Genomic DNA, 12,609 nt, shown 5'->3' on the forward strand with positions numbered 1-12,609 from the left:
GAATCCATCCATCCGCGACTTCTGCGGCCTGATGGATTCCGGGCTCGACGCTACGCGCCGCCCCGGAATGACGCTTACTCCGCCGCCTGCCGCGGCGCACGGGCGAGCCGTAGCAGCGCGTCGTCCTCCACCGTCTGGATCGGCGCGAAGTCGCGATGCGCAATGTACTCCGGCCTTGTCGGGGTTCGGATGTAGTTCGAAACCGCGTTCAGCGTCAGGTACACGATCTTGCGCGGGTAGGGCGTGATGTTGCCGGCCGAGCCATGCACGAGATTGCCGTGGAACATCAGCATGCCGCCCGGCTTTCCCGTCGGCGCCACGATGCCGCCCTGCTTGACCAGCCGCGTCACGGTCTCCTCGTCCAGCGTCCACAGCGGATACGAAGTCGTCGCGAGGTCGTGCGAGGCCTTGAGGTCGCCGGCGTTCTGGCTCTGCGGCACCAGCATCAGCGGGCCGTTGATCGGCATCACCTCGTCGAGGAAGATCGCGATGTTCATCGCGCGCGGCTCGGGCATGCCGTCGTCGCGCTTCCAGGTGCCGTAATCCTGGTGCCATTGCCAGACGTCGCCGGTGAAGGCGGATTTTGCGTTGATCTTGAACTGGTGCATGTAGACGGGCTCGCCGAACAATTGCTCGACCGGGTCGATCATGCGCGGATGCGCACCCAGAATGCCGAACGCCTCGTTGTAGAGATGCGCGGCAAAGGCGGTGCGCGGCGCGCCGCTCTTCTCGCGCCAGACTTCCGGCCGGTTCGCGTCATAGATGGCAACCGCCTCGCGCGCGAGGAGATCGACCTCCTCCGGGCTGAACAATTCCGGCAGGAACAGCCAGCCCTCGCGGTGGAAGAACTCCAATTGCTCCTGGGACAGTTTCATGGCGCGTCCTCCTTTGGTTTGTTTCTTGTCATTCCGGAGCGCGACGAAGTCGCGAACCCGGAATCTCCGCAGCATAGGCCGTCCGATGGATTCCGGGCTCGATGCTGCGCATCGCCCCGGAACGACAGCGTGTGCGGTTACGCCGCCTCTTCCGTCGCCCTCAATCGCTCTTCGGTCATTCGTCCCGCCGTTTGCGCGTGCGCAAGCGCCGCACGCTCGGCCGCCTTCGCGTCGCCCGCGAGAATGTGTCCGGCAATGTCGGCATGCTCGGCCCAGGCGCTGCCGCGATAGTCGAGTTCGGACAGCACCGTCGCCATCGAGCGGCGCATATGCGGCCATTGCGGCGTGATCGTCTCCTCGATCACGGGATTGCCGGCGAGCCGATAGATCGCGCGATGAAACGCGACGTCGAGCGCAATCAGCTCGGCGAGCGCGGTCTTGCCGTCGATCCCGCGTCCGGCGGCGAGCGCCGCCTCCAGCCGCGCGCGTCCCGCCGCATCGCTTGCGGCGCGCTCGCCGGCAAGCCGCGCCGCCAGGGCATCGATGGCTCCGCGCACCTCGTAGAGCTGGCGGATGCGTGCGGGATCGAGCTGGGTGACTTCAAAACCGCGCCGGCCGCTTTCCGCGACGAGCCCCTGCCGGTGCAGCAGGTGTAGCGCATGCGACACCGGCTGGCGCGACACGCCGAGCCTGTCGGCGAGCTCGTTCTGCCGGATGCGCTGGCCGGGCTGCAGCGTGCGGTCGGAGATCGCCTCCAGGATCCGCGCATAGACCTGGTCGATCAAGTTCGGAAGCGGGTCGAGGGGGATCACGCCGGCAGCTCCCAGAACGGCAACAGGGAATACGGAATTCCGTATTCAAACGTACGGCGCGAGGGCGAGGGCGTCAAGCGCGGCCAAGGGGGCGTCCGACCTCGTTTTTTGCGCTTCGCCAAGCCCTTGATATTGCTAGGGTCGGCTACTGTGCATGGGGTTGTTTTCGAGGAAAAAGAAAAAGAGGGGTGAGGCACCTACTCCGCCAGGAACGCTTTCATCGCCGCGCCGAACTCCAGCGGCGCCTGCTCGAACATCCAGTGCCCGGCATTGGGGATCACGGCCGTCTTCGCCCCCGCGATGTGCTCGGCCAGCACGCGCCACATCACCGACAGGCTCCCCGTCGTCGCGCCGCCGCCGATCAGGAGCGTCGGGGTCGTGATCGCTTGCGCATCCGCGAGCGTGTAGGGCCTGCGCTGCTCGTTGATCTGGCCGAGCAAGGTGATCGCGTTGTCGCGCAATTGCTGCTTGGCCGCCGCCGGCACGCGCCGCCATGAGCCGTCGCCTTCGATGCCTTCGTAGAAGTTCTGCAGCGCGCCCTCGATGTCACCGGCGCGAATCATCTCGACCGAGCGCGCCGTGCGCGCGGCCAGCGGCGGATGCGCAGGCGTGCCCGCAGGCACCGGCAGGCTCGCGTCGAGATCGCCGCCGGGTTCGGCCAGCACCAGTTTGCGCAACAGATCCGGCCGCGACTGCGCCACGCGAAACGCGATGTGGCCGCCGCGCGAATGGCCCATCAAATCGACCGGCGCGGGTTTGACCTGCTCGATGAAAGCGATCACGTCAGCGACGTGCTGGGCCATCTTGTAGTCGTCGCCGACGGCATCCCAGTGCTCGGGAAAGAAATGCCGCAGGCTGACCGGGATCACGCGATGCGATTTCGACAGCGGGCCGAGCACTGGATACCAGGTGCGGAAATCGCCGAGCGTGCCGTGCACGCAGACCAGCGGACGGCCCTCGCCGATTTCGAGATAGGCCATGTCGTAACCGTTGACGCGAAATGTCTGCATGGTCAGCTCGCCAGGAAATCCAGCACGATCTCGGAATATTTCTGCGGCGCCTGCTCGAACATCGGATGCGTCGCGTTCGGAATGATCGCCGTCTTCGAGTACGGCACATGCGCCGCCAGCGCATGCAGCACTTTCGGCAGCAGGCCCTTGGTCCGCGCGCCCAGGATGAATAGCGTCGGCATCCCGATGGACTCCGCGTCCGCCTTCGAGAACGGCGGGCGGTTGTCGCGGACCTGGCCGATCAGCGTGAAGGCGTTGTCGCGCAGATTCTGCTTCACCAGCGCCGGCAGCCGCGGCCAGGTGCCGGGCCCTTCCAGCGTGTCGACGAAGACGGCAAGGCCGCCGTCGATGTCGCCGGCCGCGATCTTCTCGGCCGAGGCCGTGAACCGCGCCAGCAGTGGCGAGGGGTCGCCGGCATAATCGGGGTCGAGGCTCGCATCGAGCTCCCCGCCGGGCTCGGCCAGCACCAACCGCCGGAGCAGCTCCGGCCGCCGCTGCGCCACGCGGAAGCAGATGTGCCCGCCGCGGGAATGGCCCATCAAATCGATCGGGCCAAGGTCGAGTTCCTCAATGAAGGCGATGACGTCGTCGACATGCTGGGCGATCGAATAGGTGTCGCCGACGCCATCCCATCGCGCCGGGAAGAAATGCCGCAGGCTGACGCAGATCAGCCGGTGCCGCTGGGATAGCGGCCCGAGCACGCAGCCCCAGACACGGAAGTCGTTGAGCGAACCATGCACGCAAACCAGCGGTGGTCGGCCCCGGTCTTCGCCCACGTCGAGATAGGGCATGTCGTATCCGTTGACGTGGAGACTTTGCATTTGCGGGCTCGCGAAAGGGGAGGCGGAACTCCTGTGCAAGATTCCCGGAAACCGGGTGGATCGCAACTATTTCCAAGCTTAGATTTGAGCTCAGTTCACATTGGGGGCATGCAAGGGAACGCAAGCCAGGGACCAAGCCATGACCGACCAGCATTTTGCCCTGTTCGATAGCAAGATCGGCCTTTGCGCCATTGCCTGGGGTCCGCGCGGCATCAACGGCACGCAATTGCCGATGGGTGGTGAGCAGAAGATCCGCACCCGCATCAGCCAGCGGCATGCTGACGCCAGCGAAGCCGAGCCGACTGCCGAAGTGCAGCAGGCGATCGACCGCATCACAAAACTGCTCGCGGGCGAGCCGGATGACCTCACCGACATTCCGCTCGATCTCGACGGCGTCCCCGACTTCAACCGCGGCGTCTACGCCATCGCCCGCACCATTCCGCCAGGCAAGACCGTCACCTATGGCGACATCGCCAGGCAGCTCGGCGGCGTCGAGCTGTCGCGTGACGTCGGCCAGGCGCTCGGCCGCAACCCGTGCCCGATCGTCGTGCCCTGCCATCGCGTGCTGGCGGCCGGCAACAAGCCCGGCGGCTTCTCCGCGAATGGCGGCGTGGTGACGAAGCTGAAGATGCTCGAGATCGAAGGCGCGCTGGTGAACCACACGCCGAGCTTGTTCGATTGAGGCGATGCCGCCGCGGGCTAAATCTTCGCCGCCGCCTTCGGCCAATATTTGTCGCGCAAATGCCGTTTCACCAGCTTGCCGGTGGGCGTGCGCGGCAGCTCGGCTTCGAAATCGATCGAGCGCGGGCATTTGATCGTCGAGAGGCGGCTCTTGCAGTAGGCGATCAGGTCGGCCTCGAGCTCGCTGCCGGCGCGCTTGGGATTGTGCGGTTGCACCACGGCCTTGACCTCTTCGCCCATCTCCTCGTTCGGCACACCGAACACGGCGACGTCGGCGACTTCAGGATGGGTGATGAGCACGTCCTCGGTCTCCTGCGGGTAGATGTTCACGCCGCCGGAGATGATCATGTAAGACTTGCGGTCGGTGAGAAAGAGAAAGCCGTCCTTATCGAGATAACCGACGTCGCCGAGCGTCGACCAGCCCTTTGCGTTGTAGGCCTTCTTCGTTTTCTCGGGATCGTTGTGATAGGTGAACACAGGCGCATCGGCGAAATAGACCGTGCCAATCTCGCCCGTCGGTTGCTCCCCGTCGTTCTCGTCCAGAATCTTGATTTTGCCGACCACGGCGCGGCCGACGCTGCCGCGGTGCTCCAGCCATTCTTTCGAGTTGCAGACGGTGACGCCGTTGCCTTCGGAGCCCGCGTAATACTCGATCAGGATCGGCCCCCACCATTCGATCATCTTGGCCTTGACCTCGACCGGGCAGGGGGCGGCGGCGTGGATCGCGCCCTTCAGTGTCGAGACGTCGTAGCGGTTGCGGACCTCGTCCGGCAGCTTCAGCATGCGCACGAACATGGTCGGCACGAGCTGCGCGTGGGTCACCTTGTACTTTTCGACCAGCTTCAGGAAATCTTCGGCGTCAAAGTGCTCCATGATGATGGAAGTGCCGCCGAGCAGGATCGCCATCATGTTGAAGCGCAAGGGAGCGGCGTGATAAAGCGGAGCCGGTGAGAGATAAATAGTCTCGGCGTTCATGCCGCACATGCTGGCGCAGAGCACACGCAGAAACGCGTTCGGCTCGTCGATCGGCTTGCCCTCGAACGCCTTCTTGATGCCCTTGGGTCGGCCCGTGGTGCCCGACGAATATAGCATGTCATAGCCGGCGACCTCGTCGGCGATCGGCGTTGTTGGCTGGGCGGCCGCTTCCTTGTCGTAGGAGCGGAAGCCTGACAGTGGCTCGTCCATCATGTAGAAGACCGGCTCGCCGGGCGCACCCTTGATCAGGGCCTTGATCTGGTCGGCGCATTTCGGTGTCGTGATCACGACCTTGGCGCCGCAATCGGCGATGATGTAGTCGATCTCGTCCTGCTTCAAATAGCGGCTGATCGCGGTGTAATAGAGCCCGCTGCGTTGCGCCGCCCAGCAGATCTCCATGAAGGCGAGGCGGTTCTCCATCAGCAGCGCGATGTGGTCGCCGGCCTTCAGCCCGAGCGAGCGGAACAGGTGCGCCCCCTGGTTCGAAAGCTCGTCGAGCTCGCGATAGGTGATCGCCTTGCCGGTCCCGGCCATCTGATAGGCGATCTTGTCGGGTGTGGCGCGGGCGTAGATGGAGGGGTGAGTCATAAGCGCGGTCCTAAGGCATACGGGACGACACTATTGGCGAGTAACGGCTTACAGCCGCTCCACGATCGTCACGTTCGCCATGCCGCCACCTTCGCACATGGTCTGCAGGCCGTAGCGCTTGCCGCGCTGATGCAGGGCATGCACCAGCGTCGTCATCAGCTTGGTGCCGGAGCAGCCGAGCGGATGGCCGAGCGCGATGGCGCCGCCATTGACGTTGAGACGTTCCGGATCGGCGCCGGTGGTCTTCAACCACCCCGTCGGTACCGAAGCAAAGGCCTCGTTGACTTCGAACAGGTCGATATCGTCGATCGTCATGCCGGCCTTTTCCAGCGCGCGCTTGGTGGCGTGCAGCGGAGCATCGAGCATGATCACGGGATCGCCGCCCATCATGGTCATGTGGTGGACGCGCGCCAGCGGCTTCAGGCCAAGCTGCTTCAGGCCACGCTCGTTCACCACCATCACGCCGGAAGCGCCGTCGCAGATCTGGCTGGCGCTGGCCGCGGAAAGCTTGCCGTTCTCGGCGATCAGCTTGACGCCCTTGATGCCGTCGAGCGTGGCGTCGAAGCGGATGCCTTCGTCGATGTGGTGGGTGTCCTTGGAGCCGTCGGCGCGGGTGATCTCGAGCGGCACGATCTCCTTCTTGAAGTGGCCGGCCTGGGTTGCCGCGATCGCGCGCTGATGGCTGTTGTAGGAGTACTCGTCGAGCTCATCCTTGGAGAGGCCGTACTTCTCGGCCATCATCTCGGCGCCGGTGAACTGGCTGAACACGATGTTCGGATAACGCTGCTCGATGCCCGGGCTCTTGTAATTGCCAAAGCCGTTCTTGGCGGGAAGCTGCGACGACAGGCCCATCGGTACGCGCGTCATCGATTCCACGCCGGCGGCGATCACCACGTCCATCGCGCCGGACATCACGGCCTGGGCTGCGAAGTGCAGCGCCTGCTGCGAGGAGCCGCACTGGCGGTCGATCGAGGTGCCCGGCACGCTCTCCGGCAGCTTCGAGGCCATAATCGCGTTGCGCGCGACGTTGTTGGACTGCTCGCCGACCTGCATGACGCAGCCCATGATCACGTCCTCGACCAGCGCAGGATCGACCTTGGTGCGGTCGACCAGCTCGTCCAGCACCTTCGCGGCGAGATCGGCCGGATGCCATCCGGCGAGGCGGCCCCCCTTGCGCCCACCGGCGGTACGCGCAGCGGCGACGATGTAAGCCTCGGCCATGTCGGTTTCTCCCTGGATTATTCTGAATGGTTGGTTGTCGGGGCGGATTTAAGGGGCGACTGGTCGTTTAGTCAATCGATCAATTAACTCTTGTGGAGAGGCGCTGCTTGGGCTTATCTGCGGCGGCTCTCGCGCTAAATCGGGGATCTCCGTGACTACCAGCGTACCGAACAGGCTCCCCAGCGGAAAGAATTCCACGGCAGAGAAATTGCTCGTGGCCGCGAGCGAGCTGATGATCGAACGCTCCTCGATCGAGATTTCGCTGAGCGACATCGCCCAGAAGTCCGGCGCCAACGCGGCGCTGGTCAAATATCACTTCGGCAACAAGGACGGCCTACTGTTGGCGCTGCTCGAGCGCGACGCGGGGACGGAACTGTCCAATCTCGAATATCTGCTGGCGCAGCCGATCACGCCGACCGCGAAGCTGAAGCTGCACATCGGCGGCATCATCCGCGCCTATCACCGGTTTCCCTACATGAACCGGTTGATTCACTATCTGCTGCACGAGAGCGTCGCGGGCTCCGCGGACGAAGTCTCGAAATTCTTCGTCGCGCCGCTGCTGGATTTCCATCGCCGCCTGCTAGCCGAAGGCGTCAGTCAGGGCGAATTCCGCGCCACCGATCCGGTGTTGTTCTACACCAGCCTGATCGGCGCCTGCGATCATTTGTTCTTCGGCCGGCACGCGATGTCACGCGCGACCGGCGTCGGCCCGGTCACCGACGACGTCTGCCGGCAATATATCAAGCACATGGAAACGCTGATCTGCGGCGGCATCCTCACGCAAGGCGAGGAAGCTGCCGCGGCCGGATGATCTGGCCAGAACGCAGAAGTCTAGAGAAGAAACGCCCAAGGAAAAGGTAGAGGAAAGGTATTTGCGATGCAGTTGAAAGACGTAGCCGTTCTTATCACCGGCGGCGGGTCGGGCCTTGGTGCCGCGACCGCCCGCGCCATGGCCGCCAAGGGCGCCAAGATCGGCGTGATCGACCAGAGTAAGGAAAACGCTGAGAAGGTCGCCGCCGAAGTGAAGGGCATCGCGCTCCACGCCGATGTCACCAGCGAGGAGCAGATCAAGGCGGCGATCGCCAAGGCGGAAGCTGCGCACGGCGTCGCGCGCGTGCTGATGAACTGCGCCGGCATCGGCGGATCGCAGCGCATCGTCGGCCGCGACGGCGTCTACCCGCTGGAAAAATTCGCGCGCATCATCAACGTCAATTTGATCGGCACCTTCAACTGCCTGCGTCTGTTCGCCGAGCGCCTCGTCACGATCGAGCCGGTCGGTGAAGAGCGCGGCGTCATCGTCAACACGGCGTCGGTCGCGGCTTACGAAGGCCAGATCGGCCAGATCGCTTATGCGGCGTCGAAGGGCGGTGTCGTTGGCCTTACCCTGCCGGCGGCGCGCGATCTAGCGAGCCAGAAGATCCGCGTCAACACCATCGCGCCCGGCCTGTTCCTGACGCCGCTGCTGATGGGCTTGAACGAAGAGGCCCGCAAGAGCCTCGGTGCCCAGGTGCCGCATCCCGCGCGACTCGGCGACGCCAATGAATACGGCTCGCTCGCCGTGCACATCGTCGAGAACCCGATGCTCAATGGCGAGACAATTCGCCTCGACGGCGCGATCCGCATGGCGCCGCGTTAGGGCTCTTTTTCCTTCTCCCCTTGTGGGAGAAGGTGGCGCGCGTAGCGCGCCGGATGAGGGGTCTCTATCCACGGAGACAGACCCCTCACCCAGGCGAATTCCGAGCTCACAGCGTACATGCCCTCTCCCACAAGGGGAGAGGGCGCAGCAATCGGCACCGCGAATGGCGGCAAGCACGAGGCGCCTCATGTCCCAACCGCTGCTGATCGAGCACAACGACGGCGTCGACACCGTGACGCTCAATCGTCCCGAACACCTCAACGCGCTCGATCCTGCGCTGATCGACGCGCTCAATGTCTACTTCCAGGGCCTTCAGCGCAACCGCGACACGCGCGTCGTGGTGCTGAAGGGCGCCGGCAAGAATTTTTGCGCAGGGCTCGATCTCAAGGCGGCGATGGCGCGTCGTGCCGGCCAGCAGGAGCCGCCCGGTGTCACGGAGTCGCTGGACTCGCAGCGGCGCATCGCCGACATCGTGATGCTGATGCGGCGCTGTCCGCAGCCGATCCTCGCGCTGGTACAGGGCGCGGCGGCCGGCGGCGGCTTTGCGCTGGCGCTCGCCTCCGACATTCGCATCGCGACGAGATCGGCGCGGATGAACTGCGCTTTCATCAAGCTCGGCCTTGGCGGCTGCGACATCGGCACCAGCTATTTCCTACCGCGCCTGGTCGGTGTCTCCGTGGCCTCGGAGCTGATTCTCACAGGGCGCTTCATCGGCGCCGAACGGGCGCTCGCGGTCGGGCTGGTCTCCGAGGTCGTCGAGGAGGACAAGCTCGATGATGCCGCCGAACCCTATGTCGACGCGATGATCACGGCCTCGCCCGTGGGCTTACGCCTGTCCAAGGAATGTCTCAACATGAGCGTCGATGCCGGATCGCTGGGGAGACGCACAATGAGTGGAAGCGCGGCGGCGGTGATGACGAAGCCCGCCTTTCGCAAGGTCAAGTGGCTTGCGCGCGACATCGATGTCGAGCGCCGCGACGACGGCACGGTGGTGCTGAAGTCGCGCATCCCGCTGCAGACCTACGAGAAGCATATCCCGGCTTCGCTGGCAAAATGGGCGAAGGAAGCGCCCGAGCGGATCTGGCTTGCCCAGCGCGGCGGCCCGAACCGCGAATGGCGTAAGGTGTCCTATGGGGAGGCCAAGCGCACCGTGGATGCGCTGACGCAAGGCCTGCTCAATCTCGCGCTCGACGGCCGCCCGGTCACGATCCTCTCCGGCAATTCGATCGAGCACGCGCTGATGACGCAGGCCGCGATGCAGGCTCGCGTCCCCGCCGCGCCGGTCTCGCCGGCCTACTCCTTAATGAGCCATGATCACGTCAAGCTGAAATATTTGTTCGACCTGATCAAGCCCGGCGTGGTGATGGTGCAGGACGGCCCGACCTTCGAGAAGGCGCTGAAAGCGCTCGATCTCACCGGCGTCACCGTCGTTCACGTCTTGCGACCCTGCGAGGACATCGAGAGCGTCAGCTTTGCCGCGCTCGCGGCGACGGCCGTGACTGCCGATGTCGAAACGTCGATTGCAAAGATCACGCCTGAGACCGTCGGCAAACTGCTGTTCACGTCAGGCTCGACCGGCATGCCCAAGGCCGTCATCAACACGCAAGCGATGATGTGCGCCAATGCGGCGATGATGATGCAGGTGCGGCCGCGCGATCCCGGCGGTCCGATCTCGACCATGCTGGACTGGATGCCCTGGAACCACACGATGGGCGGCAATGCGGCGTTCCACCCGATCCTGGTCGACGGCGGCACACTCTATATCGACGACGGCCGGCCGATGCCGGGCCAGTTCGATGAGACGCTGCGCAATCTGCGCGAGATCTCGCCGACCTATTACGCCAACGTGCCCGCCGGCTATGCCGCGCTCGCCGCGGCCATGGAGAAGGACGAGGCGCTGTGCCGGTCCTTCTTCAAGAACCTCTCGATCATGGTCTATGGCGGCGCACGACTGCCGGATGATCTCTACGACCGCATGCAGGCTTTGGCCGTGAAGACCACTGGCGAGCGCATCGTGTTCTACACCGGCTGGGGCTCGACCGAGACCGCGCCGACCTCGACCGGCACCTATTGGGACACCGAGCGCGTCGGCCTGATCGGCCTGCCGTTCCCCGGCGTCGAGTTGAAGATGGTGCCTTGCGGCTCGAAATACGAGCTGCGTCTGCGCGGCGTCAACGTCACGCCGGGATATTTCGGCCAGCCTGACCTGACGAAGAAAATGTTCGACGAGGAAGGTTTTTATTGCATCGGTGACGCCGGCATCTTCGTCGACGATTCCGATCCGGTGAAGGGAATCATCTTTGCCGGGCGCGTGGTCGAGGATTTCAAGCTGACCACCGGCACCTTCGTCCATGTCGGCTCGCTGCGCACCGATGCGATCGCCGCCGCGACGCCGGTCGTGCATGATGCGCTGGTCGCGGGGCAGGATCGCGCCTTCATCGGCCTGCTGGCCTGGCCGAATCTGCATGCCTGCCGCCAGCTCGTCGGCAATCCCGATCTCAGCTTCGGAGACGCAGTGAAGCATCCCGAGGTGATCGCCTGCTTCAGGCGCGGGCTGGAGGCTCACAACAAGGAGTGCGAAGGCGCCAGCAGCCGTATCATCGCGCGCGCCATGCTGATGGCGGAACCGCCCTCGATCGACGGCAACGAGCTCACCGACAAGGGCTACATCAACCAGCGCGCCGGCCTGGAGCGCCGTGCCGCCCTGGTGGAGCGGCTTTATGCCGACAAGCTCGACCGGGACGTCATCATTCTCAAGTAATCGACATCATCAACACGGATACGCGCCATGAACTTCGATTTCTCCGACGACCAAAAGCAGCTCCGCGATCAGGCGCGCAAATTCCTCACCGAGAAGTGCCCACCCAAAGCTGTGCGCATGGTTCTCGACGGCAAGGCGCCATACGACAAGGAGCTGTGGAAGAGCCTCGCCGAGATGGGTTTTCTCGGTGTCGCCATTCCCGAGGATTTTGGCGGCGCGGGCGCCGGTCATCTCGAACTTTGCGTGATCGCTGAAGAGATGGGCCGGGCGAACGCACCGGTGCCGTTTTCCTCCACCGTCTATCTCGCAGCCGAAGCGCTGCTGATCGCCGGCAGCGACGCGCAGAAGAAGAAATGGTTGCCGGCAATTGCCTCGGGCGAGGCGATCGGAACGCTGGCGCTGTTCGAGGGCAAGGGCAATCCGTCGCCGAAGAACGTCAAGCTGACGGCTGCGAACGGCGTGCTCAACGGTGTCAAGAAGCCGGTCCCCGATGGCGCGATCGCCGACTTCGCGGTGGTCGCGGCACGCACGGGATCGAGCGGGCGCGACGGCGACATCTCCTTATTCATCGTCGATCTCAAGGACGGCGGCGTCGAGGTGAAAAGCCTGACCAACCTCGATCCGACCCGCGGACAGGCCGAGATCACTTTCAGGGATTGCAAGGCAGAGCCGCTAGGCGCGGCCGGCGAAGGCTGGAGCATCTTGACTCAAGTGCTCGATCGCGCCGCGGTGCTCTGCGCGTTCGAGCAGGTGGGCGGCTCCGACCGCGCGCTGGAGATGGGCCGCGACTACGCGCTCGACCGCATCGCCTTCGGCCGACAGATCGGCTCGTTCCAGGCCGTCAAGCACATGCTGGCAGACATGTACGTGTCGGCGACGCTGGCACGTTCCAACAGCTATTACGGCGCTTGGGCGCTCTCGACCAATGCATCCGAATTGCCGGAAGCGGCTGCAGCCGCGCGCATCAGCGCGACGCAGGCGTTCCAGCACTGCGCCAAGAACAACATCCAGGTTCACGGCGGCATGGGTTTCACCTGGGAGTTCGACTGCCACATGTACTACCGCCGTGCCAACGCCATGGCGCTCGGGCTCGGCAGCCTGTCCTATTGGGAAGACCAGTTGATCGACCGTATGCGCAAGAAGAACGCGGCGTGACGTTATCGTCATTCAGGGGCGCCGCAGAGCGGCGAACTATGATGTGCAATTGCACATCCGAGAATCCAGAGATG

The 12,609-nt window shown here is 64.4% G+C and carries 11 protein-coding genes and 1 pseudogene; 6 read left to right on the forward strand and 6 right to left on the reverse strand.

Annotated features, from left to right (window positions below; translation table 11 throughout):
• Positions 1-74: 74 nt before the first annotated feature.
• From AC0L3A_RS21210 to AC0L3A_RS21225, 4 genes are all read right to left on the reverse strand, one after another.
• Complete coding sequence (locus AC0L3A_RS21210; RefSeq protein ID WP_354126821.1) at positions 75-875, reverse strand: phytanoyl-CoA dioxygenase family protein; 801 nt, start codon at positions 873-875, stop codon at positions 75-77.
• A 137-nt stretch (positions 876-1,012) separates the two neighbouring features.
• Complete coding sequence (locus AC0L3A_RS21215; protein ID WP_007597265.1) at positions 1,013-1,687, reverse strand: GntR family transcriptional regulator; 675 nt, start codon at positions 1,685-1,687, stop codon at positions 1,013-1,015.
• 197 nt (positions 1,688-1,884) lie between these two features.
• Positions 1,885-2,697 carry an alpha/beta fold hydrolase gene (locus AC0L3A_RS21220; RefSeq protein WP_354126820.1) on the reverse strand — a complete coding sequence of 271 codons (813 nt, stop codon included), beginning with the start codon at positions 2,695-2,697 and terminating at the stop codon, positions 1,885-1,887.
• Between the two features lie 2 nt (positions 2,698-2,699).
• Entirely contained in the window at positions 2,700-3,518 is an 819-nt protein-coding gene (locus AC0L3A_RS21225; protein WP_354126819.1) for an alpha/beta fold hydrolase, read from the reverse strand.
• Positions 3,519-3,657: 139 nt separating this feature from the next.
• Here AC0L3A_RS21225 and AC0L3A_RS21230 point away from each other — a divergent pair, with 139 nt between their 5' ends.
• On the forward strand, positions 3,658-4,200 hold the full coding sequence (locus AC0L3A_RS21230; protein ID WP_219680412.1) for a methylated-DNA--[protein]-cysteine S-methyltransferase: 543 nt from the start codon (positions 3,658-3,660) through the stop codon (positions 4,198-4,200).
• 17 nt (positions 4,201-4,217) lie between these two features.
• Here AC0L3A_RS21230 and AC0L3A_RS21235 read toward each other — a convergent pair whose 3' ends face one another.
• Positions 4,218-5,762: an acyl-CoA synthetase gene (locus AC0L3A_RS21235; RefSeq protein ID WP_473255130.1), complete on the reverse strand. Its 1,545-nt coding sequence runs from the start codon at positions 5,760-5,762 to the stop codon at positions 4,218-4,220.
• A 48-nt stretch (positions 5,763-5,810) separates the two neighbouring features.
• Positions 5,811-6,983, reverse strand: a complete 1,173-nt coding sequence (locus AC0L3A_RS21240) for an acetyl-CoA C-acetyltransferase (RefSeq protein WP_219680406.1) — start codon at positions 6,981-6,983, stop codon at positions 5,811-5,813.
• A gap of 232 nt (positions 6,984-7,215) precedes the next feature.
• On the opposite strand from AC0L3A_RS21240, the gene AC0L3A_RS21245 reads away from it, so the two are divergent.
• From AC0L3A_RS21245 to AC0L3A_RS21265, 5 genes and pseudogenes are all read left to right on the forward strand, one after another.
• Positions 7,216-7,794: a TetR family transcriptional regulator gene (locus AC0L3A_RS21245; protein ID WP_473255131.1), complete on the forward strand. Its 579-nt coding sequence runs from the start codon at positions 7,216-7,218 to the stop codon at positions 7,792-7,794.
• Between the two features lie 66 nt (positions 7,795-7,860).
• Complete coding sequence (locus AC0L3A_RS21250) at positions 7,861-8,619, forward strand: SDR family NAD(P)-dependent oxidoreductase (RefSeq protein ID WP_007615252.1); 759 nt, start codon at positions 7,861-7,863, stop codon at positions 8,617-8,619.
• 187 nt (positions 8,620-8,806) lie between these two features.
• Positions 8,807-9,472 (forward strand): annotated as a pseudogene (locus AC0L3A_RS21255) (enoyl-CoA hydratase/isomerase family protein); the annotation flags it as partial.
• A 36-nt stretch (positions 9,473-9,508) separates the two neighbouring features.
• Entirely contained in the window at positions 9,509-11,380 is a 1,872-nt protein-coding gene (locus tag AC0L3A_RS21260; protein WP_473255144.1) for an AMP-binding protein, read from the forward strand.
• 27 nt (positions 11,381-11,407) lie between these two features.
• Positions 11,408-12,535, forward strand: coding sequence for an acyl-CoA dehydrogenase family protein (locus tag AC0L3A_RS21265; RefSeq protein WP_007597244.1), 1,128 nt, complete (start codon positions 11,408-11,410; stop codon positions 12,533-12,535).
• Positions 12,536-12,609 lie beyond the last annotated feature (74 nt).

The organism is Bradyrhizobium sp. MI1.3 (assembly GCF_055811695.1).

Bases quoted from the DNA above. Each gene is read 5' to 3' on its own strand.
- AC0L3A_RS21210 (WP_354126821.1), bottom strand. From the start codon at position 875: ATGAAACTGTCCCAGGAGCAATTGGAGTTCTTCCACCGCGAGGGCTGG.
- AC0L3A_RS21220 (WP_354126820.1), bottom strand. From the start codon at position 2,697: ATGCAGACATTTCGCGTCAACGGTTACGACATGGCCTATCTCGAAATC.
- AC0L3A_RS21230 (WP_219680412.1), top strand. From the start codon at position 3,658: ATGACCGACCAGCATTTTGCCCTGTTCGATAGCAAGATCGGCCTTTGC.
- AC0L3A_RS21225 (WP_354126819.1), bottom strand. From the start codon at position 3,518: ATGCAAAGTCTCCACGTCAACGGATACGACATGCCCTATCTCGACGTG.
- AC0L3A_RS21265 (WP_007597244.1), top strand. From the start codon at position 11,408: ATGAACTTCGATTTCTCCGACGACCAAAAGCAGCTCCGCGATCAGGCG.
- AC0L3A_RS21260 (WP_473255144.1), top strand. From the start codon at position 9,509: ATGAGTGGAAGCGCGGCGGCGGTGATGACGAAGCCCGCCTTTCGCAAG.
- AC0L3A_RS21250 (WP_007615252.1), top strand. From the start codon at position 7,861: ATGCAGTTGAAAGACGTAGCCGTTCTTATCACCGGCGGCGGGTCGGGC.
- AC0L3A_RS21245 (WP_473255131.1), top strand. From the start codon at position 7,216: ATGATCGAACGCTCCTCGATCGAGATTTCGCTGAGCGACATCGCCCAG.
- AC0L3A_RS21235 (WP_473255130.1), bottom strand. From the start codon at position 5,762: ATGACTCACCCCTCCATCTACGCCCGCGCCACACCCGACAAGATCGCC.
- AC0L3A_RS21240 (WP_219680406.1), bottom strand. From the start codon at position 6,983: ATGGCCGAGGCTTACATCGTCGCCGCTGCGCGTACCGCCGGTGGGCGC.